General features: G+C 37.9%; 18 protein-coding genes. 12 read left to right on the plus strand and 6 right to left on the minus strand.

Translation table 11 applies throughout. The features are described 5' to 3' along the window. Positions 1-1,210 precede the first annotated feature (1,210 nt). A complete protein-coding gene (locus ASG21_RS07050; protein WP_128414235.1) occupies positions 1,211-1,501 on the plus strand; it encodes a hypothetical protein in 291 nt (96 codons plus the stop codon). A gap of 517 nt (positions 1,502-2,018) precedes the next feature. Here the strand turns inward: ASG21_RS07050 and ASG21_RS07055 are convergent. Further along, positions 2,019-2,582: a Crp/Fnr family transcriptional regulator gene (locus ASG21_RS07055; protein ID WP_056077509.1), complete on the minus strand. Its 564-nt coding sequence runs from the start codon at positions 2,580-2,582 to the stop codon at positions 2,019-2,021. Positions 2,583-3,276: 694 nt separating this feature from the next. Here ASG21_RS07055 and ASG21_RS07060 point away from each other — a divergent pair. From ASG21_RS07060 to ASG21_RS07095, 8 genes are all read left to right on the plus strand, one after another. Next, entirely contained in the window at positions 3,277-3,732 is a 456-nt protein-coding gene (locus tag ASG21_RS07060) for an Hsp20/alpha crystallin family protein (protein ID WP_056077512.1), read from the plus strand. 97 nt (positions 3,733-3,829) lie between these two features. Then, on the plus strand, positions 3,830-5,014 hold the full coding sequence (locus tag ASG21_RS07065) for a cation:proton antiporter (protein WP_082482384.1): 1,185 nt from the start codon (positions 3,830-3,832) through the stop codon (positions 5,012-5,014). Between the two features lie 549 nt (positions 5,015-5,563). Further along, entirely contained in the window at positions 5,564-6,181 is a 618-nt protein-coding gene (locus tag ASG21_RS07070; RefSeq protein ID WP_056077515.1) for a TetR/AcrR family transcriptional regulator, read from the plus strand. Between the two features lie 116 nt (positions 6,182-6,297). Then, the gene (locus tag ASG21_RS07075; RefSeq protein WP_082482387.1) at positions 6,298-7,299 is read left to right on the plus strand and encodes an NAD(P)/FAD-dependent oxidoreductase; all 1,002 of its coding nucleotides are present in this window, start codon (positions 6,298-6,300) and stop codon (positions 7,297-7,299) included. A gap of 153 nt (positions 7,300-7,452) precedes the next feature. Next, positions 7,453-8,799 carry a TolC family protein gene (locus ASG21_RS07080; RefSeq protein ID WP_056077518.1) on the plus strand — a complete coding sequence of 449 codons (1,347 nt, stop codon included), beginning with the start codon at positions 7,453-7,455 and terminating at the stop codon, positions 8,797-8,799. A 13-nt stretch (positions 8,800-8,812) separates the two neighbouring features. Next, entirely contained in the window at positions 8,813-9,856 is a 1,044-nt protein-coding gene (locus ASG21_RS07085; protein ID WP_056077523.1) for an efflux RND transporter periplasmic adaptor subunit, read from the plus strand. Positions 9,857-9,862: 6 nt separating this feature from the next. Then, positions 9,863-12,937, plus strand: coding sequence for an efflux RND transporter permease subunit (locus tag ASG21_RS07090; RefSeq protein ID WP_056077526.1), 3,075 nt, complete (start codon positions 9,863-9,865; stop codon positions 12,935-12,937). Positions 12,938-12,955: 18 nt separating this feature from the next. Continuing rightward, entirely contained in the window at positions 12,956-13,735 is a 780-nt protein-coding gene (locus ASG21_RS07095; RefSeq protein ID WP_056077529.1) for an SDR family oxidoreductase, read from the plus strand. Positions 13,736-13,989: 254 nt separating this feature from the next. On the opposite strand, the gene ASG21_RS07100 is transcribed toward ASG21_RS07095, so the two are convergent. Both ASG21_RS07100 and ASG21_RS20035 read right to left on the minus strand, forming a co-directional pair. Further along, the gene (locus tag ASG21_RS07100) at positions 13,990-14,580 is read right to left on the minus strand and encodes a TetR/AcrR family transcriptional regulator (protein WP_056077532.1); all 591 of its coding nucleotides are present in this window, start codon (positions 14,578-14,580) and stop codon (positions 13,990-13,992) included. 70 nt (positions 14,581-14,650) lie between these two features. Next, entirely contained in the window at positions 14,651-14,854 is a 204-nt protein-coding gene (locus ASG21_RS20035; protein ID WP_128414236.1) for a hypothetical protein, read from the minus strand. Between the two features lie 513 nt (positions 14,855-15,367). On the opposite strand from ASG21_RS20035, the gene ASG21_RS07110 reads away from it, so the two are divergent. The 3 genes from ASG21_RS07110 to ligD all read left to right on the plus strand — a co-directional run bounded on the left by ASG21_RS07110 (position 15,368) and on the right by ligD (position 19,371). After that, positions 15,368-15,778, plus strand: a complete 411-nt coding sequence (locus tag ASG21_RS07110) for a CinA family protein (protein ID WP_241773470.1) — start codon at positions 15,368-15,370, stop codon at positions 15,776-15,778. Positions 15,779-16,388: 610 nt separating this feature from the next. Beyond that, complete coding sequence (locus tag ASG21_RS07115; protein ID WP_056077542.1) at positions 16,389-16,580, plus strand: DUF3606 domain-containing protein; 192 nt, start codon at positions 16,389-16,391, stop codon at positions 16,578-16,580. Positions 16,581-16,668: 88 nt separating this feature from the next. Further along, the gene (ligD, locus tag ASG21_RS07120; protein WP_056077544.1) at positions 16,669-19,371 is read left to right on the plus strand and encodes a DNA ligase D; all 2,703 of its coding nucleotides are present in this window, start codon (positions 16,669-16,671) and stop codon (positions 19,369-19,371) included. A gap of 536 nt (positions 19,372-19,907) precedes the next feature. Here ligD and ASG21_RS07125 read toward each other — a convergent pair. The 3 genes from ASG21_RS07125 to ASG21_RS07135 form a co-directional block, all read right to left on the minus strand. Beyond that, a complete protein-coding gene (locus tag ASG21_RS07125) occupies positions 19,908-20,801 on the minus strand; it encodes an NmrA family NAD(P)-binding protein (protein ID WP_056077547.1) in 894 nt (297 codons plus the stop codon). 10 nt (positions 20,802-20,811) lie between these two features. Continuing rightward, positions 20,812-21,741 (minus strand): alpha/beta hydrolase, encoded by a 930-nt coding sequence (locus tag ASG21_RS07130; protein WP_056077551.1) that lies wholly within the window; start codon positions 21,739-21,741, stop codon positions 20,812-20,814. A gap of 69 nt (positions 21,742-21,810) precedes the next feature. Beyond that, entirely contained in the window at positions 21,811-22,374 is a 564-nt protein-coding gene (locus tag ASG21_RS07135) for a Crp/Fnr family transcriptional regulator (protein WP_056077554.1), read from the minus strand. Positions 22,375-24,161: the final 1,787 nt, after the last annotated feature.

Raw genomic sequence — 24,161 nt, forward strand, 5'->3', positions numbered from 1 at the left:
TCAATATAGATTCATGCAGTAAAGATTTTACGATCACTTTAGTATCTCATAATTTATATACAAAAACATTTTACAGTAATTAACACTCAGAGCCTTCAGTACAGAAGGCTCTGATTATAATCAACAGAAGGCTTTTGTTTTTATCGCTGTATCTTTTTTAGATCTGACAATGCGGGTCCGTTAAGTAAAGTTCCGTCGATATTGAAACGGGAGCCATGACACGGACAGTCCCATGTAACTTCTGATGGACTCCAAACGACATTACATCCCGTATTGGGACAGACAGGACTTAAGAGGTGCAGAACAGATTTTTCATTTCGATAAGAAGCAATATTATTTCCCTCATGTTTGATAATTCACCCTCCCTAGGGATCCAAAAGTCATTCCGTTTCCGTTGTAGCCGATTGAAATATATACGTTGCTTTCCCCTGGCATTTGTCCTATATAAGCGAGCCCGTCTGCCGGTATATGATATTGAGAAGACCACTTAGCTACAATATCGCTGTACTCAAAATGTTCGTCTACATATGCCAGGAGATCAGCAAAACGTTTCTCAGTATCGGCTTCATCTCATGTCAGATGATCAAATCCTCCTACGATATTGATCTAGATAAAAAAATGTAACCGAACAGTTTTCTACGCAGATGGTTATGATTGAAAAACAGCTTAATAATAAAAATGATGAGTTTAGTGAGGTGCAGGAAACTTAAAGGTGGCAGTCAAAATTACTTAGAAAGGCTTATAGTGAACAATTATATTGGAATTGCATTATTTAAAGAAATTTCAGATTAGCTCAAAGCAACTGCACGATTGTAATGGTGATTGGTTTTCTTTTTATCATAAGTTCTATGAAATCACTACGTTAAAGTAACTGAGACCTTAAAGACATTATTTTGTAGGAATCAGCATTGCTAACCTTATTGATTAAAACATTGATGAAGTAAGATGTTTATTTCCTTGTACAAACCTTTTCTGTCAGACTGCATGGAAAATACAAATTTATGAAATTTAGTATTCAAAGATGAATGATTTGTGCTATATGCCTATATCAAGCAAACTAAAATCTAGGCATTTATATAAAAAAATAAGATCTTCCGTAGTTATTTAGGAAGATCTTATAATAAAAACATTTATATACATACTCAATTTAACAATATGAATGCCATATCCATTATAATAACGCAAGTTCTATTGTAAATATTCAACATATGTGTCAGGTATTATTATGCTAACTCCTTTATTTGAAGAAAAAACTTTGTTAAATCTAGTATTATGTGCTCGTGATTCTACGAAGCCACTGATTGATCAGTTAGTTAAAACGGGAGAAGAATTAAATATTGGAGATTCTTACGAGTATCGATCATACTACCAAAGCCTTTTAGACATAAACACAGAAAAATATTTTGAAAATGGTGTTCTCGAACTGGTGATCTATAAAGTTATCAAAGTTGCCAGGAACAAATCTAAAGATTGTTTAAATGTCAAATTACAACTAACATAAATATATACAATAGGTAAATTTAGGTGTGAACTAATAAAATCACTTAACAGTGATAAATTATTAGCTTGTTTTATAAGTTAAAATCCCAATTATAATCAAAAACATCGGAGACTTTTAGTTAGTATGAATTGTGGATTGAAGACTATTTATTTCTATAATATATAAAAAGAATATGCCCAAAATGATTTTCTCAGATAAAAACAATTTTAAAACTTCCTGACACATCTTTATTATTTAATCAAAAAAATCATACTATATTATTTTTTTGTTTATTTAATCGAATTTGTAGCATTTATATTAAATATACAGTTAAGCTGAGGTTTCTAATTTTAATAATTTTTCCTAAAACAAATATATTCTGTTGTCACTGTGAAAAAAAAATTTTGGTTATAGATAAGCATTGTTTTGAGGTTAATTGACAATCGCATGAGTTATCTTGAAGATCAAAAGTTTCGTTCTTATTAAGTTAGCTTTTTAAATGGAAGACCTATCCGGAATGTGATGAAAACAAGTGAAGCTAATTTTTTTTATTTTTCAGATCATACTTGTTCTGAATTCTGATTAATGATTTAGTAGTTATTCCAAACAATGATGACATGTAAAAGGGCTGGATCCGTAATAAAACTTTGGGATTGTTTTTTAAAAATCTTGCGTATTTTTCTTCAGGGTTTGAAATTTTCTTCGAGTCAAACATCTCCTGATAATAAAGTAACGTATTCAGTATAAACTGATCAATCTGTTCCTGTATTTTCACTGAGGAAGCTACGATCATGTAAAAATCTTTTTTCGATATAGCATATACAGTGCACGGTTCAATGGTCTCTAAAGAAAAAGAACTTGGTTTATTATTGAAAAAGGACTGTATACAAAAGAAAAGTTCATCTTCAAAAAAGAATTGTAGGGTTATGTTCTTGGGGCCATGGGCAGTAAAAGTTCGTAGACAGCCTTTTAAGATAATGAATGCTTCATCGGCAAATTCACCCTCAATCAGCAGTTCTGTATGTGCAGGAATTTCTTTCTTTTTAAATAAATGAGTAAATCTGTTCCATTCATTATCATTCTCCATTTTATCATTCTCCATTATTATCATTGTGATATTAATTATATTACAGATATAAAATTTGTTGTTATTAATAAATGGGAACTGGAATAGAGCACAGCTGAATTTCAATAGATGAAATGATCAGAAATATTTCTAACACTCTTTATATACGATAAATTCTTCCTTTTGGTTTGCAGTAAGTCTTTGCACTCTCAATTAGATACTGAATATGACTTGCTACCTAGATTCGTGTCAAATACCTATAAGTGAAGTTTGAATTATCGTTGTCGTTATTCTTCTCATTAAAAGCTGTATAATAGCCAATATCGTATTTGATATAGTTTGGCAATAATCCGAACTCTCAATGCATCAATTTGTATATTATATGAACAAATAATCTTCTCCAGAGGCCAGTTTATTGTGCTTCGAAAATTTTGTGTCCGAGCATTAAATTTCCCTTCTCATAATATTCGGTATGAAAGAATCTTAGAGGTATGTTTCGTCATAATCTCTTTCAACGATTTGTTAAATGAGGTACAGTGCCTGTCTGCGTTTCAGAGTCAATATGCTGCTGTCGTTGATCGATTAAGATTGTGACAATTTTTCATACAAATGTTGACAATTTTTCACATAGTAGTTGACAAATTTTCCAATTTTTACGCTGGTATATTGTTTGAAAATTTTAAAATGTGATCACATTAATTATTGTTTAACATTTAAAAAATCGTTTATTATGTCAATCGTAAAAAGAAACAATGACAGTTTGCTCCCTGCGAACCCACGTACACTGTTCGATGACTTTTTTAGCCGCGAACTTTTTAACTGGGGCAACAACAATTATTCGTCAACACTCAGCACAATTCCTTCCGTGAATATCAAGGAGAATGACCAAAATTTTGAAGTCGATGTAGCAGCGCCGGGTATGGAAAAACAAGATTTCCAAATAACGCTGGAAGGTAATCTCCTAACGATTTCTTCATCTAAAAAAAATCAGACGGAAGAAAATAAAGAAAATTACACCCGCAGAGAATTTAGCTACCAGTCATTTCAGCGAACTTTCGAACTCGCAAAAGATGTTGTTGATGAGGAACATATTGAGGCCAGGTACGAAAATGGCGTACTTAAGCTTATGATTCCAAAAACAGAAGAAGCTAAAAAGCCAGCCCGAAGGCTGATCGAGATTAAATAATATTTCTGAATCTATTACAAATTGGTTTTCCGTTAGGAAGACCAATTTTATATATCACGATCATCAATTCATTATTAATGTTTAAAAAATATAGTATATGAATGAATTACTCTGGTCTGTATGTTTACTAAGCCTCATTACTCTAGGGACTATATTTCTGCTTAAGAAATTTAATCAACCCTATCTGATTGCATATATTGTTGCTGGTGTAGTTCTTGGACCTCACGCCTTAGGAGTGTTCACAAAACCTGGCGAGATAGAAACTGTGGGGGAAATTGGAATTCTTTTCCTAATGTTTTTTTTAGGAATGGAGATCAATGTTCCTGATAATCGGAGTTTGCTTATAAAACCTGTTGTAGCACAAAGCGTTAAGATAGTCCTCAGTATGCTCTGTGCGTTATCAGTGTGCTATATCTTAGGATTATCGACCAATAGTGTTCTTTTGATCACAATTCTTTTTATGTTCAACAGTACGGCGGTCGTTAGTGAGTTTTTAAAAAAGCATAATACCTTACAGACAACATTCGGAATTGTGATACTCAATATGCTGATCTTTCAGGATTTGCTATTGGCCCCTGTGCTCACAATGCTTAAAGCCTGGGATAATGAAGATTTCGATCTTTCCAGTACATTATTTCCGATATTTTTGTGTGCTGCCGTTTTCTATGTAATAAAAAAAATACGTAATGTTCAGGAAATAAAACTTCCAAAGCAATTTAAAGCAATAGAAAGTGATCACGACCTGCAGGTTTTTTCCGGTTTGTTCATCTGTCTTGGTTTTGGACTACTTGCAGAGGAGAGTGGGTTAAGCGCAGCTTTGGGCAGTTTTATTGCAGGAGTCATTGTTGGAAGGGTTAAAATATTTAACTGGCTGGAACATTCGTTATTACCATTTAAGATATTTTTTGTTACGCTATTTTTTGTGTCTGTGGGACTGCGTTTAGACATTCGCTTTCTCGCTTCCAATTATCCTGTTATTCTTTTGGGTACATTATTCGTTTTGGTAAGCAACAGTATTATGTCTGCGGTTATTTTTCGTTGCCTTAAATTTAGCTGGAAGGAAAGCTGGTATGGAGGAGCCCTCCTATCGCAGACAGGTGAGTTTGGAATATTAGCACTGTCTGTTGCCTATAAAATTGGAATTATTGAATATGGCTTATACAAGGAAGGATTAGGTATAACGTGTTTGTCATTATTGCTCTCTACTTTATGGATCGCGGTCTTAAATCATACTTTAGAAAGGTTTCCAACTGTAAAGAAATATGCCAAAAATAACACGTAATGATATAAGCCTCAATTGAAAATTCTTATTTTCTTAGTGGGATGAAGAAGTTTATGCAAGGAGATATAATAAGATGGCCGTCGGCGGTTTTACAACTCTTTCTCACAACAGAAACTTCCTCTATCCTCGAAAAAAAATCAGTTATGGATCAAAAAATTGTTGCATTAACAAGATAAATCATAACTGCTGTTTCAGCTCCACATATGATGTGCAAAGTGCAAAAAAATCCCCAGATTAAATAAAACATGGGGATTTGCAGTTAAATATTTATGAACTTGGTGTAAAATTTAAATCATTAATTTTTTAATCACTTAAGTTACAATTACTATGCCTAAAATAAGCTATTCTGTAAATTTTGCATTGATACATGATAAACTAGCATTCTTATCAAAGAGATTGATAATCAATTAAACCATATTGTTTAATCTTCAGGAATTGGAATCTGGTTTCGATATTACTAGAAGTTACAGCCAATAACATAGAACAATTTAATTGATATTTATGAACAATGTTCAAAAAATATCATATATTTGCATCATAATTTTGATTATGAGTATCATCGAAAGAAAAAAGAAGGAAAAGGAGGCTCTAAGACTGCTTATTCTTAATGGTGCCAAAAAGCTTTTCGTTGAACGAGGGATCGAATGTACCACGATCAGAAGCATAGCGGATGAGATTAACTATAGTGTGGGTACGGTCTATGTTTATTTTAAAGACAAGAATGCAATCTTCCACGATCTGCATTCGATAGGTTTTCAGGAATTGGGACAGTATTTCAGCGAGCTTTTTGCCATCGAGGATCCCATGAAGAGACTTCGAAAAATGGGATTTGTCTATATCAAGTTTGCGATGGAAAATTCTGAAATGTATGATCTGATGTTCAATCTGAAAGCACCAATGGATTATCTGGAGGAACAAAAGAATAATCTATGGCCGGAAGGAGCTCAAACATATGGTTACCTGAAAAAGACGGTGGAAGAGTGCATGAAGAAAGGACATTTTCATGGTCATAATTCCGAAGCTCTCTCTTTTATGATTTGGAGTCTTGTTCACGGTATGTGCTGTCTGGAAATCCGTCACAGAACCAAAGGCATTAAATTCCGCAATCCGGAAACTATTCTTGCGGAAGGTTATAACGCTTATTTAAAAATATTAGAAAAAATGTAGTATTTTTTTGATTTAAAAAATGAACATCATTCAAAATAAAAACAACGTATAAATTAGGCAGTTTAATCGGCTTTTGAAAATAGCTTAGAAAACAAATTTAAATATATACAACAACTATGGACAGAAGATTTTTTATAAAAAAAGGATCCCTCGCTTTTCTGGCGATCTCCACCCCATCTGTCTTTTTTAAAAACTTTGATATGGACTTAAGCAATGAAAAATTGTACGATACAATTATTGTAGGTGGCAGTTATGCAGGACTCTCTGCTGCCATGACACTAGGACGTTCTTTAAGAAATGTCTTAATTATTGACAGCGGAAATCCCTGCAATAAACAGACCCCTCATTCCCATAATTTCTTAACGAGAGATGGTGTACCTCCAGGAGAAATTGCGAAAATTGCCAGGTTAGAGGTTACCAAATATCCAACCATCGAGTTTTATGAAGGATTCGCAGTGAGTGGAAGCAAAATTTCGGAGGGTTTTGGTATAAAAACTTCAGACGGGAAGTCATTTATAACTAAAAAACTGATTTTTGCAACCGGAATAGTAGATTCACTACATGCTATTACAGGATTCGCAGAGTGTTGGGGCATATCTGTCATACACTGTCCCTACTGTCATGGATATGAGGTTAGAAACAAGAAAACAGCAATTTTAGCGGATGGAGATCGTCTGGTTTATTTTACCTCATTAATTAAAAATTTGACCGATGATGTCACCTTAATCACATCAGAGATAAATGCCAGTAATGCTGACAATATTGCGATCCTTCAAAGAAATGGCGTTAAAATAATTGAGAAAAAGATCTCAGAAATACAACACCACAATGGATATATCGAAAAGGTCATTTTTTCTGATGGAACAGCAGAAAGTTTTGAAGCAATGTATGCACCGGTACCATTCCGACAGCATTCTAATATTCCACAGGAATTGGGATGTGAGTTGACAGATACAGGCCTTATCAAAATTGATGAATCTCATAATACTACTGTGGATAGTGTATATGCAGTCGGGGACAATAGCAACATATTAAGGTCCGTTTCATTGGCGGTTTCATCAGGATCTGTTGCGGGAGTAAAGATCAATGGGGAATTATCTGCTGAAATCTTTAGATAACATCACAGTTAATGTTATTAAATGGGAGGTATCAAGATCTCTTAAAATTCCTTAAATGATGCTCAGGTATTGTCAATTCTGATTTATAGGCTATTGCCAACTTAAACAATACTTTTTTTAAAAATTTTATGAACAATGTTCAAATTGTAAACAATGTATTTATCTATTAAAAATTTATCATTAACGCTTTTGTCATGCCTTGGTTTTCTTGGGTATGGTCAAAAACATCTCGACCGTTACATTGAGATCGGTCTTGAAAACAACGAAGTGATCAAACAGAAGAACTTTGACATCGATAAAAGTCTGTACGCTCTGAAGGAAGCACAATCATTATTTTCGCCGAACGTCGCCTTTGTCACCAACTACACCATTGCAGACGGCGGAAGGACCATTGACATTCCGATCGGGGATATGCTGAATCCGGTTTACAGCACATTGAATCAGATCACAAATTCCAACGCTTTTCCACAACTCCAGAATCAGTCGGTACTGATCAATCCAAACAATTTCTACGATGTCAAGCTTCACACGACGATGCCTCTGTTAAATTATGAGATCATTTACAATAAAAAGATTAAGGCCCAACAAACTACGTTGCAAAAGATCGAATTGGAAATCTTTCAGCGTGAATTGGTCAAGGAAATAAAAATTGCCTACTACAAGTATCTTCAATCTGTGGAAGGTATCAGGATCTATGAAAACGCATTGGCTATTGTCAAAGAAAATCAGAGGGTCAACAGATCGCTATTTAAAAATGACAAGATTAACAGAACCGCAGTACTCCGGAGTGATAACGAGGTAACAAGAATCGAAGCGAATCTTGAGACAGCAAAAAACACAAGCAAAAATGCGGGGTCTTATTTCAACTTTCTACTCAATCAAAAGTTGGATTCAGAAATCGAAATCGACGAGATCATGGAACTTCCAAACGAAATGATCACAGACAATACATCAAGCAGAGAAGAATTGAAACAATTGGGACAGGCAAAGGAGATCAACGAAAACGTTTATCAATTGACGAAATCCAACTGGTTTCCAAAACTAAGCGGATTTGCAGATCTGGGATTGCAGGATTTTGATTTTAGAGTTGATAAGTCGTCCCGCTATTATTTTGCAGGTCTGAGTCTGGAATGGAACATCTTCTCCGGTAATAAGAACAGATACAAACTGAAACAGGTGGGTGAGGACAGCAAAAAGATCAGTTCTCAGATCGACAATGTTAAGCAGCAATTGCTTTTGCAGTTCGAAGTATCGCAAAACAATCTGAAATCTGCTTTGGAGCAGTACGAATCGGACAATAAACAAAAGGAAACCGCCAAAAAATATAATGGCGACGTGACCAAACTGTACAAAGAAGGAATGGCGATCTATATTGAATTGCTGGATGCTCAGAATCAGGTGGTCAATACTCAGCTGAATGCCAATATTTCCCTGTACAATTCTTGGATCGCCTTTGCAGAGCTGGAAAGGGCCAATTCAACATTTAATTTTAAAAGATAAAAACTAAAAGATCATGAATAAAACATTAAAAATATCAATGCTTTCTCTTTTTTTCATCATGTCCTGCAAAGAAGAGAAAAAAGAAGTCAAACCCTTTGTAAGTGCCGAGGTCATTCCCGTAAAGACCGCATCGGTAGGATCTCTGGCGCTTGCCGGAAACATCAGCGCATCAGGTTTGGTGACAACAGAAAATGAAACGACCTACTCGTTCAAGATCGGTGGAGTAGTGAGCGGCGTGTATGTTGAGGAAGGTCAGTTTTTCAGAAGAGGTCAGCTTTTGGCAACACTTGATGAGACAGAGATACGTGCCGGTCTGAATCAGTCCGATCTGAATGTTCAGAAGAATGAGCGTGATTACAAACGTGCAACCAATCTATATAAAGACAGTGTTTATACTTTAGAGCAGGTTCAGAACACAAGAACAGGTCTTGACATTGCCCGAAGACAGAAAGATGCCGTTGCTTTCAATGCCAGATATGCAAAGATCTATGCAAGCTCTGACGGCTTCGTTTCGCAGAAAATAGCCAACAAAGGCGAAATCGTGGGCCCTGGCTCTCCGGTTCTGATGATCAATGAAACTTCTCACAACAACAATTACTTACTGAAAGTCGGTTTGACAGATACCGAATGGGCATCCACAAAGATCGGGCAAAAAGCAGTGGTTACACTCGACGGTTATCCCGGAAAGAAATTCGATGCCTTTGTGTTCAGGAAATCGCAGGCTGCCGATATGGCGGTCGGATCTTTTCAGGTGGAGCTCAAACTGACGATGAATGACAGCAAACCTGCGGTGGGAATGTTCGGAAAGGCAGAGATCCAGACCGATCATTCCGAAGACTTTATTGTGATCCCATATAATTCTCTACTCGAAGCTGACGGAAACAGAGCCTTTGTCTTTGTTGTTGAGAACAGCAAGGTCAAGAAAAGACCGATCACGATCGCCAAATTCGAAAACAGCAAAGTTTTCGTACAGGATGGACTTCAGAAAAGCGATAGGATAGTGATCTCCAACAGTGCCTATCTGAACGAGCAGTCGAACATTAAAATCATTAAATAACAACTGATGAAAATTACAAATTTTGCTGTAAAAAACTATCAGTTCACACTGATCATGTTTCTTCTCGTTGCCGTAGTGGGTATTCTGACACTGTTCACAATGCCAAGATCGGAAGATCCGGCAACGCATCCGCCTCAATATCTCATCACGGTCATTTACCCAGGTACAAGTCCAAAGGATATGGAAGAACAGGTGGTTAAACCTATTGAAAATAAGATCTACGGATTGGAGAATATCGATAAGATCCTGACCACTGTGGAAGATGGTGTTGTCGCCTTTGAGGTCAAATTCAAATATGGCGTTGATGTGGACAACAAGTACCAGGAAATTTCCACAGAGATCAATGCATTAAAAAACAGCGAGCTTCCAAAAGACATCTATCAGATCAAAACAGAAAAGATATCTTCTGCCGATGTCAAAATTCTGCAGGTAGCCTTGGTGTCTGAAAATGCTTCGGAGAAAAAAATTCACGACGAAGCAGACAAACTTAAAACAAAACTGGAGAAGATCACCAATCTTAAAAATGTTATCTATTCAGGGATTCCGGAACAGGAGATCAGGGTAGATCTGAAACTGGATAAATTGGCTCAGCTGAGAATCCCTCTGAATGTCGTGATGGGAAGTTTACAGAGCGAGGCTGCCGACATTCCGGGTGGAAGTATTGATATGGACACTAAAGTTTTCAACGTAAAAACGAGTGGTAAGTTCAAAAATGAGGAAGATGTAGCCAATACTGTTATCTACAATGCGAACGGAAAGATCGTCTATATGAAAGATGTTGCCGAAGTGGGTTACAGATCGCAAACGGTAGATCATATCACGAGGATCAACGGACACCGATGTGTTCTTGTCAGTGCAGGGATGAAGGATAATGTCAATATTACAGATGTTCAGAAAGAATTTGAACCGATCCTTGAGCAGACTGCAAAGGAGCTTCCTGAAAACATTAAATTGGTTAAAAACTTCGATCAGGCGAATATGGTTTCGCAGCGTCTGGGACATTTGGGTATTGACTTTGGATTGGCAATCATATTGGTCATTATCACGCTACTGCCTTTAGGGACGCGCGCCTCAGTGATCGTAATGATCTCCATTCCTTTGTCACTGGCACTGGGATTAATTGCAATGAACGCACTGGGATTTTCATTGAACCAGTTAAGTATCGTTGGTTTGGTGGTCGCTTTGGGACTGTTGGTCGATGACAGTATCGTGGTCGTCGAAAATATTGAAAGATGGCTGCGTGAAGGGCATTCCAAGAAAGATTCGGTCCTGAAAGGAACCAGACAGATCGGCTTGGCAGTCGTTGGCTGTACCGCCACGCTGATCATTGCGTTTCTTCCTTTGGCGTTCCTTCCTGATGTTGCAGGAGAATTTATGAGAAGTCTTCCGATGGCAGTGATCACGAGTGTTTTAGCTTCGATGTTGGTCGCGTTGACCTTGGTTCCTTTTCTGGGGAGTAAATTCCTTAAGACCCACGACCACGAAGGCGGAAATATCTTTCTTCAGTACCTTCAGAAATTCCTGACCAACAGCTACAAGGGTATTATGCCTAGAGCTTTGAAATATCCAAAGATAACAATCGGAATTTCATTGGTCTTGAGTGTTTTGGCATTTGCGTTATTCAGTTTCACAGGATTTAAACTGTTTCCAACCTCTGAAAAACCGATGTTTCTGATCAATATCAAAATGCCTCTTCAATCCAACATTTCCGAAAGTGACCGAGTGGCGAAGATCGTTGAGTCTGAATTAAAAAATCACAAGGAGATCACCTATTATACTTCGAATGTGGGTAAAGGAAACCCGCAGATCTATTACAATGTGCATCCACAGGACAGAAAACCCGATTTTGCCCAGGTCTTTGTTCAGTTGGATGACGAGGCAAAACCAGCTGTAAAGACCGAACTGATCGAAACCTTGAGAGAAAAATTCAAGACAATACCTTATGCGAAAATTGAGGTCAAAGATTTCGAACAGGGAACACCTATTGAAGCCAATATTGTGGTTCGCCTTTTTGGTGAAGATCCTGCGGTGCTGCGATCACTCTCTTCACAGGTTGAAAATATTCTGAGAAAACAGGAAGGTACAGTTTACGTCAATAATGAGTTGAATACCTATAAAACAGATGTCAAGGTAAAGATCAATAAAGAAAAAGCAAGAACCTTAGGCGTGATGACCAGTGAGGTCGATAAAGTGATCCGCCTTGCCATTGCCGGACTTCCTGTTGGAGATTACATTGATGACCGGGGTGATTCAAGAACCGTGACCTTAACTTTGCCAAGGGAAAAATTCTCCACTCTTGATGCTTTGAAAAATCTTTATGTCAACAATGTTCAGGGAGCACCGATCGCACTGAATCAGATCGCGACGATTACCTTTGAAACTTCGCCAACAGCGATCAACCACTTCAATAAGTCAAGATTTGCCAAAGTTTCGGCAATGACGGCCAAAGGGTACTATGCCAATGACCTGTTGGTGGATATCGTTCCTCAGCTTGACAAACTGAAAATGCCGCAAGGCTATTCTTACAAACTGGCTGGTGAAAAAGAATCTGAAGGCGATGCACTGGGTGGTAACTTTATCTCGGTCATTATTTTGAGCACGTTCCTTTTCATTGCTGTCTTGTTGTTACAGTTCAAAACATTCAAGGGGATCATTATTGTTTTGTCCATCATTCCGTTAGGAATTTTAGGTGGGGTAATTTTCCTGCTGATCGACGGAAGCCCGATGTCTATGGTTGCGATCATTGGATTCATCGGACTGTCGGGAATTCAGGTTAAAAATTCTCTTTTGCTGGTAGATTTCACGAATCAGCTCAGACTGGAAGGAAAATCGATCGACGAAGCCATTGCCATTGCCGGAGAAACACGTTTTCTTCCTGTGGTTTTAACTTCCATCACAGCAATCTGCGGATTGATTCCTTTGGCCTTAAATTCAAATCCATTGATCGCACCTTTGGCCATTGTGTTGATCGGAGGTTTGATAAGCTCAACAATTCTCTCAAGAATTGTGACACCGGTGATGTACAAACTGATCCCGCCAAGTCTGGATATTGAAACTGATAACGAACAAAATCAGAATTAATCATTAAAATCTAAACAAATGGAAGAGTACATATTAATTACCGGAGCATCATCCGGAATAGGCTACCAAATGGCTATTCAACTGGCAGAGAAAGGCAAAAATTTGATTTTGGTAGCGAGAAGCGAGGAAAAGCTCAGAAAGTTGCAGGAAGAATTGATCAGTATCTACAAGATCTCTGTGTATTGCATCGTCAAAGACCTTTCTGTGGTGGATAATGCTATAGAGCTCTACGGTGAAGTTCTGGAGAAAAATCTGTTGGTTACAGGTCTGGTCAACAATGCCGGTGTTGGAACTTATGGAGAATTCATAGAGACTTCCCTGGAAGAGGAACTGAAGATGATCGACTTGAACATTTCCAGTCTGGTAGTACTCAACAAACTTTTTGCAACTGATATGGTAGCAAGAGGATCAGGCCGGATCATGAATGTTTCCTCAGTTATGGCATTTCTGCCATTTCCGTATTATTCGGTTTACTCTGCTACGAAAAGTTTCGTGCTGGCCTTTACGGAAACACTCGCCTCCGAACTTGAGGGTACGGGCGTTGTGGTTACTGCACTCTGTCCCGGGCCGATTGATACCGGATTTTACACCGAGGAAATGCTCAAGGCCAAAATGGTGAGAACCAACAAGCCGGTACATCCTGAAGTCGTTGCCGAAGAGGGTGTAAAACTATTGCTGAATGGAAAAGGGAAGAAGATCGTGGGTTCTATGAATTGGTTTCTATCAAATCTTCCCCGTATAACTCCAGATTTTCTTATGATGAAAATTAAAAAGAATCTAGCTGGCAAAAGTTTATAAAAAACATGATGAAGTGATGGATGGTGACTTCCTTTGAAAAATCGTAAAAAAGTGATTCTATGCCTGACCATAACTTTGTGGTTATCCCCTGCATTTAGGCATTACCATAATGTCATATCATATCATATCATATCATATCATATCAATCAGGCATACCAATTATTCTATGTCTGATTTTTTTTTATTCAGCACATAATTGTGTGGTATTCCAGTTGATTATCTATATAGCCTTTTTGTAATACCTAAATTGCTGTTTACTCAATAATTGCTTTCACAAACTTGCTAATAATTAGATCTCTTTCCCGGCCATAAAATTTCCCTGATGCAAAAGATACTGTAATGATTCCATGAACCAGGGATATCATACCATAATATACTGTATCGATTTCATTTTCACTTTTTTTTCTTTGTGCAGGAAGTGAATTTTTTATTACTGATTTAAAATCTACCGCCAATTTTTCAGCTTCAGATCGATGATGTTCTTCTGAAAGTTTTTCAAGTGATTTCCTTGACATCAGGAGATATAACGATTTATTCTCCAGAGCGAATTCTACGTATCCGGTCAGCATTTTTTCAAGCGGTGGAGATGGCCCTTCGGAATTTGCCACAGACCTTTCCATTTGTTTACGTAATTTTAGAAAACCAATATCAGTCAGTCTGTCTGTTATTATTTCCTTGCTGCGGTAATGTGCGTAAATAACAGGTAATGAATATTCGATCCTTGACGCAATTTTTCTCATACTGATCCCGTCAATTCCTTCCGTGGTCAAAATATGCAGTGCTACGTCAAGAATGGAACGTGCAACTTCAGCTTTTTTCTTTAAAATCCGTTCTTTACTTCCCACAATTCACCTTTGTTTTTAGAAAACTTTTTTGATGTAAAATAGTATAATTTTAGCTTACTTGTAGATCCTTTTAAAAAAGGAGATCCAAAATCCTTCCATTTTTATTTTTACAGTCCCGTGAACTCGACTTGTGATGCGTTGATCTGTCTAAAGTGCAGAAAAAATTGCTGAACACATATGAGAATGAAGATAGTGCAAAAAGGTCGCTTAAAAAATATTGGGCATTTGGATATCCTAATTCCTTCCTATCAATAGCATTCTGTACTTCTGACATTAGATCTTTAAAACTTTTTAAAAAATCCTCAAAAAAAATTTGAAGGTCTTTACTAAGAGATTTTCTCTCGATCGGAAATAATAGTGGATCACCGTTCGGTTTTTCTTTGATCTTTCTGCGACATCGTACAGTATAAATCCGAAATTTCCATCTTTTAGTAAGAGATCTGCTGTTGCATTTTTGATTTTATTTTCTGTATTGCTCATTTTATCTGTTTTTAAGATAGCAGTCGGCAAACATATTTACCAACTGCTATAACAAGAAAAAAAATTAATTATGGTCAATTAGTGATAGCTGAATCTATTATCCGCAAACGATTGCCTGGAAAATGGGAATATTAAAAATTAACTGAAAAAAAGCGAATAATCATGAGTATTTTAGATTCAGGAGACAATTTTATTTCAAATGAGCCGTCCAAGTTTTTAGGCGATAGAATGAATGATTTGCAATGTGTTTTTAAGGAAATTGAGAGCCACCTTCTTTCGAAAGGTGAAACTGTCTTAACGGCAAAAAGTGTTACGGCAGGATTTCTACAGTTATTCTTTTTCACAAATGAAAGATGCATCGAAGTTTTTCAGCGGAGGAATGACTGCGTATACATTAGAAGAAAAAGTAAATCTTTTAAAAGTTGACGAAAATGAAGCTTCTCAATGCGACTGTGTATCATCCAACATTGCTGAAACAATGGCTTTGCACGTTGCTAAAATCTACAATACCGATTGGTCAATCGCCATCACAGGTTATGCAACGCCTGTCGAAGAATCACAGGGGGAACTTTTCGCTTATTATTCTATTTCACAGCATGGAAAAATTCTTGTCAGTGAAAAAATTGCCGTATTAAAAGAGACTCACTCTATTGATGCTCAAGTTTATTACTGTGAAGAAATTCTTAAGCGTTTCAGATTAAAGCTTAAAGATAAATGAAAGCTATCTGACCTAAAAATTTAATCAAGTATCGTCAAGCTTAATAATGTTTTTGAAGATGGAAAGGAATTCGTCCACAGATTCCCTTTTGAAGGACATTGTTTCGGTGAAATCTCCCTGCTGACCGAGAAACCCTATGTGAGCAATGCAATTGCTGTTTCAGTCTGCGATATCATCAAGCTAGAAAAAGGATTTTATCAAACTCTCATTAAAGATTTTTCTGAACATTTTTTTAATGTACGCCGTTATACGGTGGAACGTCTGCATTTCCGATACCTGATCTCATCATTTTTAGCCATAAAAGATCCCGAAATAAATCTACAAGCTGTTGAAAGATCTCAAAGAGTATTTTGGTTACGACGAACTTATCTGTTTCCAGGTTCCTTTCACACGATCCCAGTTGGCCTCTTCAGTTGGCCTTCGTGTAGAAAAGGTGATCCGTACTCTAGAAAAGATGGAATCCTCGGGTTTTCTCAAGATCGATCAAACTAAGATATTGTACTGAGCCAATGTAATCAATATACTATAAAGTAGTTTTACTTACTATTTAATTGATAATAAGTGTTTTGCTGGCATTTTATTTGTTCGTGTTATAAAAAAAATATATGTTATGGCAGACAATAAATCAAAAAAGGATCAGCGTGACCGAAGCAAAGTAAGCGGTTCTGAAAATTATGAAATCCAGTATTTCAAAGATAAAATGAATGTCAGTTCTCAGGCTGTTACGGGAGCGATCCGTGCGACAGGATCCAACGACCGAAAAGTTCTTGAAGCTTATTTGAAGGATAAGCATAAAAAATAATCCATCCAGCAGCTTTACAGAAAGCGCTTATTACGTCTCATCTTTCTGACCTTGTCAGAAAGATTTTTATTATCTAAAAGTCAACATTATGAAATTATCAGATTACCATAAAAAAAGATCAGAAGATAAGACGCCGGAGCCTTTCGGCGGAATGCCTTCCGGAAAGGAACTGCGGTTTGTCGTCCAAAAGCATGATGCGTCTCACCTTCATTATGATTTCCGCCTGGAGATGGATGGAGTATTGAAGAGCTGGGCAGTTCCAAAAGGACCGTCCCTTAACCCGGTTATCAAGCGCCTGGCGATGATGGTAGAAGACCATCCCTACGATTACAAGGATTTTGAAGGCATCATACCCAAAGGGCAGTATGGCGGAGGAACAGTGATCATCTGGGATGAAGGGACGTATGAAGCGGCAGAACCTGTCGAAGGGGATTTAAAGAAACAGGAGAAAAATCTGTTGCATCAGCTGTACTCAGGAAAGTTGAAAATCAAGCTGAAAGGTAAGAAATTAAAAGGTGAGTTCGCGCTGGTCAAAGCATACGGGAGAGGGGAGAACGGCTGGCTTCTGATGAAACTAGATGACCGGTATGCTACAAAAGATGACATCACCTTAAAAGATAAATCCGTGATCTCAAAGAAGACCATTGCCCAGATGGAAAAAGGGCCGGCTAAGGTCTATGGTGAAAATATTGTCAAAGTTAACAGTACGACGAAGGATAAAAAAAGTACAGGCAAGAAAGCGGCCGAACTTGTGGATCTCCAGCTCAATGCCGAAGTGCCTAAGAAAAAGTCTGCAAGCCGAAAAGTCAGCACCTTATTAAAAAATGCGCCCGGGCAGAAATTTTATCATGAGGTGGAACCTATGCTGGCCACGCTGGTTGACCAGCCTTTTGAAAGCGATGACTGGCTCTATGAGATCAAATGGGATGGCTACAGGGCGGTAGCCTTTATGTACGGTAAACATGTGGAGCTCAAATCCAGAAACAATAAAAGTTTTTCGGATAAGTTCTATCCCATCCAGCAGGAATTGGAAAAGATGAACCTCAATGCGATCATTGACGGAGAAATCGTTGTCCTGGGTAAAAAAGGCTCAGCGGATTTCGGCTCCCTGCAGAACTGGCGGAGCGAGGCAGACGGCGATCTCGTATATTATGTCTTTGACATATTATGGTATAAAGGCAAAGACCTGAAAGATCTTCCATTAACAGAGAGAAGAATGATTATGGAACAAATTCTGCCACAAAATGAATCCATCCTGATCAGCCAGGATTTCCATACCTCCGGAGTTGAATTCCTGGAAGCTGCCAAAAAAATGGGACTGGAGGGCATCATGGCTAAAAGAAAAGACAGCTTATACCATACAAAGAACAGAACCAAAGACTGGCTCAAAATCAAAGCCAATAAACGGCAGGAGGTGGTCGTAGGAGGTTTTACCTTAAATGATGACTCGAACAAACTGTTCAGTAGCCTTCTGGTAGGAGTGTATGAGGGTAAAAAATTGATCTACACCGGGAAAGTAGGGACAGGATTCAATGCCAAAATGCAGAAAGAGATGATGGGGCAGTTCAAACCACTGATCACAGATAAAGTACCATTTTCTGAAGAGCCGGATATCAACAAGCCCTCCCGCTTCCGTCCGAATCCGCCCCATGCAACGGTGACTTGGCTTAGGCCGGAACTGATCGGGGAGGTCAGCTATACCGAACTAACGACAGACGGCGTTATGCGTCATCCATCATTTGAAGGTATGAGGGATGATAAGAAAGCAAAGACTGTGGTTCTTGAAAAGGAAGCTGAAACCACAGAAGTTGTATCGGATAAGTCAATCATCCGGCCCCGCAGCAACAGCAAAAGAAAAACACTTCTCAATCCGACGGAAGTCACGCAGGTAAAGAAGATCAACAGACACGATCTGAAATTCACGAACCTCAACAAGATCTTCTGGCCGGATGATAAAATAACAAAGCGTGATCTGATCAACTATTATTACCAGGTGGCACCTTACATTTTACCGTATCTCAAAGGACGTCCGCAAAGCATGAACCGCTTTCCGAATGGGATTGAAGAGGAAGGTTTTTACTTTAAAGATATTACGGGAAAAGCGCCGGAATGGATTGACCGGTATATTTATCATAGTGATACCGACCATAAAGATAAACAATACCTGGTCGGAAGCGACGAAGCCACACTGCTGTATATGGCCAATCTTGCCTGTATTGAAATGAACCCATGGAACAGTACGGTAAGAAAACCTGATCACCCGACATACTGCATCATTGATTTGGATCCGGATAAAAACACCTTCAACCAGGTCATTGAAACCGCGCAGGTGACCAGACAGATCCTTGATGATATGGGCGTGCCGTGCTACTGCAAGACCAGCGGCTCAACGGGACTTCACATCTATATACCCTTAGGCAATAAATATACTTATGAACAGAGTAAAGAATTTGCACGGGTTATTGTCAAATTGATTAATGAAGAACTTCCGAAAATTACAACCATAGAAAGACAGATATCCGACCGCAAAGGAAAGATGTACCTGGACTTTTTACAAAACAGGCCGCATGCGACCATTGCCTCTGCTTATTCCGTTAGGCCAAAACCTGGTGCTACCGTATCCATGCCTCTTCACTGGGATGAAGTGAAAAAAGGCTTGAAGATGAGTGATTTTACTATTTTCAATGCCTTAGAACGTTTGGAAGATGTTGGTGATATTTTCAAGCCTGTCTTAGGAAAGGGTATTGATATGCTGAAAATCCTTTCCGGTTTTGCGGATAAATACGATTGAATTTAATTACCACTTTAAAATTTATGTCAGGAATTATCACGAACAATGCAAATGTATTAGATAAGATTACTGAATTTGCAGGCCATACTCACGGTGAGCAGATGAGGAAGTATTGTCGGGACTCATACATGGTGCTTCCTGTAAGGGTAATGTAAAAGCTGCCAAAAATACACAAACGATCTGCCTATATTGGCAGCTGCAATACTTCACGATGTTGTAGAAGTTATAAATACAACATTAAAATGATATTGATGCGTTTTTGCTAGGATTAATCTCTTAAGTATTTTGTAATATCGTAAGCCTGCGGATTATAGATAATATAGGATCAATGAGGTAATGTCTTCATTGCTGTTGCAATTTGATGTTGCAAAGCTGTATCAATAATTGCCAGCCCAATGAAATCTTGTGAATGATCCGTTGTGAATTTAAAAAGAAAGTCATAGCTATCTTAATGAATAGCTGAAAAAATTTGTCCATCTGTCCCAGGTCGTTAAATTTCGGACAGATGGCAAAGGATTATTTTTAAGGAAATATTATTATAAAAATGTTTTTAAATAATCGGTACTTACTGTCCATACAATACTTTCATAACGATCGTTTGCAAGATGATTGTGCTGTGTTGTGAACATTGAGTACATATATTGTCCCTGTTGGAATTTTGCGTACAATTCGCTTTCACCGGCCGGATCATCTGCTCTTTGTTTCTTGATGTATTCCGCAAAATTTTCTAATGTTGCAAGTTGATGCAAATTGAATTCCTGGCCGGTTATTTCTTTCACATCATCAAGGATCATTTTTGGACTGATCTGAAAACTTGCGATCTGCAGATTTCTTGGCGCTGAATCGTCCAAAGCAACTTCTGCTGTGAAAGCTGCGGTATCATCCATTGTTGTGAAATCCATTTCCCAATCCGCTTTCTCTCCCCAATAGCCAATAATTTGATCTTTCAGATTCAGGATAGGCGTATTGTACTTCAAAATATCTGCAAAACAACCGTTGAAAATTGATGATGCCCGGATAGGCGATTGGTCAATGTACTTTTGAAAAGTTCTCCTAAGATCGAAATTTCTGTTTTCGCCTTCATTCAAATTATTATAATCAGTACAGAAATCAGAAGGGATAAATCTTGGGACACCTGCTTTTACGGCGCCGTCTAAAATCTTTTTTTGCAGATCAATAATGACATCTCCTAATCCTGCTAGTGCAGAAACTACGCAGTCAACATTTTTGCATTCAGCAGATATTGAATCAATATCGTTTAAGTCAATGATCCTCACCTCAACGCCTATTTTTTCAAGAATCTCAATCTTATCTATGTCGGTTGAATCTCTAACAATTGCTTTGACTGTAGCGCCATGTTTTACTAATTCTCTGCAAATTCTGTTTCCCAAATTGCCTGTTGCGCCTGCAACTAAAATTGTTTTTTTCATAAATCTTTTTCTACGATGCTAAAAAGGACAGTACGATGTCAAGCACTTCCTGTGGTTTTTCTTCAAACAGATAATGTCCGCTGTCCATAATTCCGACAATCTGAACATCAGCAGCAACAAAAGGCAATCCGTAATTCATATAATTGTAACTGATGTAGCTTCCAATTCCCAAGACCGGCATCGTCAATTGCTGATAGTGCTTGGAATGCTCAATATCCTGATGAAATGTTTGATACCAGGCGTTGGACGCCCTGATACTATCTTGGTCATTGTAAGCTGCTGCATAAACCGCCCTTTCAAGTTCCGTCATTTTGCTTTTGTCAATCATCACATAATTAAAAAGCCATTCCTGCAGCAAATGAAATCTGCCTTCCAACAATTGTTCAGGCAGACCCTTGACCTGATTGAATCCCATCCACCAGGCATAAGGCATTTCGCTGTCCATCTTTTCAGTGAACGTTCCCGGAGAAGGTATGAGTGGCATTTGATACATTCCTTCGCTTGGATGTGATCCATCAAGAACGATCAGTTTTTCTGTAGATTCTGGAAAGTTAAATCCAAAGCTCATCGCGACCATTCCGCCAATATCGTGTCCCATCAAACTCACTTTGTCAAAACCTAAATGCACAGTAAGCTGATGAATGTCTCTAGCCATTGTCTTTTTATCATAACCTGATTCTGGTTTATCTGATGTTCCCATGCCTCTAAGATCAACAATAATAACACGATATTCTTTGGCCAATTGCATTGCTATGGGTTGTAACGAATACCAGGTTTGCGGCCAGCCGGGAAGACAGATTACTGGTTTCCCGTTGCCGCCTTCCACATAATGAAGTTTGATACCGTTAACGGTTGTATATTTATTTTCAAAGCCTGGTAGATTCTTTACTAATTCAGCATCAGAGTACTTATCTGTTGTAATGTTTGAATTGTTGTTCATATCAATTTTAATTAATACAAAGATAAATTATCTCTGTACCGGCAAAACTACCAGATGGTAGTAAATGATCTATTTGATATTTTTTCGTATTCGGCTCAAAGCATTTGGTGTGATTCCTAAGACGCTTGCCAATTGTTTGACAGGAATTTTTTGCAGAATCTCCGGTGTGTTGATGAATTCCAGATACCTTTCTTCAGCGGTAAGCGTTTGAAAGTTCAGAATCTGATCGATCATCCTAACAGATGTTTCTTCCCATATTTTCCTGCCGAACTCGTGCCACACAGGGACGTGGCCGTAAAGGAAATCCATATCTTTTTTATCGATGACAACCAGTTCTGAATCTTCTACAGCGATGATGTTAAACCTGGTTGGTTTTTGCGGATTGAGGCTCGAAATTTCTGTGAAAAACTCATTCTTAAAAACGACCCAAGTGGTATTTTCGCTGGTCACGCCTTCATAAAAGAAACGCAGACCTCCGGAAATAATAAAAAAATACTGATTGGCGATCTGTCCTTTTTTAAGGACGAGTGTTCCTTTCGGAACTGACTTTTTTCTGCATCTTGAGAGAACGATATTCAATTCACTATCATCAATGCTGATCGTTTGTCTTATAAATTTGACAAAGTTTTCCATTTGCTTTTACGAAGTTTACGACTAATCGATGTGATTTGCACACAACCATTGATATCACATTATTATCAAATGTAGCTAAGATACAAAACATCACGTCAAATGGAGTTGGGAATCTGTATGGTTCGCATGCGATCTATTGAAAATTTGATCAGACCTTTTCCTGAATCCTGTAAGCCTAGTTGTCCTTTCAACGGAAATTATGCATTACCATTTCATGATATTTCATTTTATTTATCTGATTCTTTGATAAAAAAAATTAAAGTTCGGCATTGCATATGAGGGTACACGATTTTCTATAGCAAATATATTCCGTTGTCCCTTCGGAAAAAAATCTTTTTGGGTATCCACAATCCGGGATTGCGGAGCCTCCGCAAAAAAATTTCAAGCTTTATCAAAGTGCTTTCTTATTGTTTTCATGGAATTGCAAAAGTTCTAAGTATGAATTTGCTGGATCATCCTATTTTGACTTCAGATGGGCATTATTCTTTTGCGGATGATAGTATGATTTGAGTTGATTGATTGGATGGATAGATGGATGGAAAACCATTGAACTTACCTCTACTGTAAATTGAATCAATTTTCCGGTGAAAGAAATTCCGGATTAATCAGTCTGTTTTGATGCAGAGTATGAAACAGTGATACAAACTGAAAAAACTGAAACAATCAATTAAAATATTCTGGACATAGACCTTTCTAAGCGAGACCGTTAAATTAAGGTTTTGGTTACTTCCTAGAGAAAAACGAAGCAGTCTGTTAATAGAACTTTACACGTATAACCACAATAACACGATGCTTTATAAATAATGTTAACTAACCATAGACCCATCCAGCCAAATGAAGTCATTTATTACAACAACATGCTCAGTAGTAATGCTACTGGCTAGTTTAGCACGGCAATCAATTAAGCAACAGAGCTCATCATGGAAGAAAATGAAAATCCGCAATCCAATCCAGATCAAAAAGCATCCGATACTTTACTGGTTCTCCACAACCGAAGTAAGCTAGTTGGAATTGTCCAAAACATCAATCCTGACGGTACTGTACAGCAGACATTACCTAACCAAAATAGCTCAAATCAAATCCTGAAAATAGAACAAAACGAGAATGCCTTTACTCAGTTCTACATCAACTTCTATCACCAGCTGAAAAATCCGCAGGAATACTCCTTTTTCAAAGTCACCGAATATGACGCCCAACAGACTGCATCAGATTTACAACAGTACATCATTGACTCCGGAGACGAAAATCTACAGGTACTGAAAGAATATGAAGTGTCCATAGATTCAGTAGAAGCCCATTACAGTAATTACCTAAACAATCAAAGAAATCAAAGCAGCCAAAACAGTCAAAGCAATCAAAACGACCACCACAGTTTTCCAGGTGAAAATAAACCTGCGTTTCATTTNCTATGATCCTGAACAGATCAACTGGGATATCATTTCCAAAACAGGGCTGAGCAGAGAAAAGCTTGAAAACATGAAAGCACTGGAACCATTACTCAAAGGCTACAAAACTCCCATGCTGCTTCCCATCAAGATCGAAAAAAACAGATCATCAGTCTTAACAACAGATGCCAGAATAGCTTTAAGAGTCGGAAATGCAGGACATCTTGAAATCCGGTTCTTCCCTGTAAAACCTGAACCAGACTACACCCAGCCTTTTCTGGGTCACACCTTCACCAAAGAAGACCAGATCAATTTACAGGAGACAGGTAATATGGGCAGGGTAGTGGATCTTATCCATCCCATCACCAAGGAAGTCCAACCTTCCCTTATCAGCAGAGACCG

This window comes from Chryseobacterium sp. Leaf394 (genome assembly GCF_001424105.1).
GTDB lineage: Bacteria > Bacteroidota > Bacteroidia > Flavobacteriales > Weeksellaceae > Chryseobacterium.

Excerpts from the sequence above, each read along its gene's own strand:
- ASG21_RS07135 (WP_056077554.1), bottom strand. The coding sequence starts at position 22,374 with ATGGAAAACTTTGTCAAATTTATAAGACAAACGATCAGCATTGATGAT.
- ASG21_RS07125 (WP_056077547.1), bottom strand. The coding sequence starts at position 20,801 with ATGAAAAAAACAATTTTAGTTGCAGGCGCAACAGGCAATTTGGGAAAC.
- ASG21_RS07065 (WP_082482384.1), top strand. The coding sequence starts at position 3,830 with ATGAATGAATTACTCTGGTCTGTATGTTTACTAAGCCTCATTACTCTA.
- ASG21_RS07115 (WP_056077542.1), top strand. The coding sequence starts at position 16,389 with ATGGCAGACAATAAATCAAAAAAGGATCAGCGTGACCGAAGCAAAGTA.
- ASG21_RS07075 (WP_082482387.1), top strand. The coding sequence starts at position 6,298 with ATGGACAGAAGATTTTTTATAAAAAAAGGATCCCTCGCTTTTCTGGCG.
- ASG21_RS07055 (WP_056077509.1), bottom strand. The coding sequence starts at position 2,582 with ATGGAGAATGATAAAATGGAGAATGATAATGAATGGAACAGATTTACT.
- ligD (WP_056077544.1), top strand. The coding sequence starts at position 16,669 with ATGAAATTATCAGATTACCATAAAAAAAGATCAGAAGATAAGACGCCG.
- ASG21_RS07095 (WP_056077529.1), top strand. The coding sequence starts at position 12,956 with ATGGAAGAGTACATATTAATTACCGGAGCATCATCCGGAATAGGCTAC.
- ASG21_RS07060 (WP_056077512.1), top strand. The coding sequence starts at position 3,277 with ATGTCAATCGTAAAAAGAAACAATGACAGTTTGCTCCCTGCGAACCCA.
- ASG21_RS07090 (WP_056077526.1), top strand. The coding sequence starts at position 9,863 with ATGAAAATTACAAATTTTGCTGTAAAAAACTATCAGTTCACACTGATC.
- ASG21_RS07070 (WP_056077515.1), top strand. The coding sequence starts at position 5,564 with ATGAGTATCATCGAAAGAAAAAAGAAGGAAAAGGAGGCTCTAAGACTG.
- ASG21_RS20035 (WP_128414236.1), bottom strand. The coding sequence starts at position 14,854 with ATGTCAGAAGTACAGAATGCTATTGATAGGAAGGAATTAGGATATCCA.
- ASG21_RS07130 (WP_056077551.1), bottom strand. The coding sequence starts at position 21,741 with ATGAACAACAATTCAAACATTACAACAGATAAGTACTCTGATGCTGAA.
- ASG21_RS07085 (WP_056077523.1), top strand. The coding sequence starts at position 8,813 with ATGAATAAAACATTAAAAATATCAATGCTTTCTCTTTTTTTCATCATG.
- ASG21_RS07080 (WP_056077518.1), top strand. The coding sequence starts at position 7,453 with ATGTATTTATCTATTAAAAATTTATCATTAACGCTTTTGTCATGCCTT.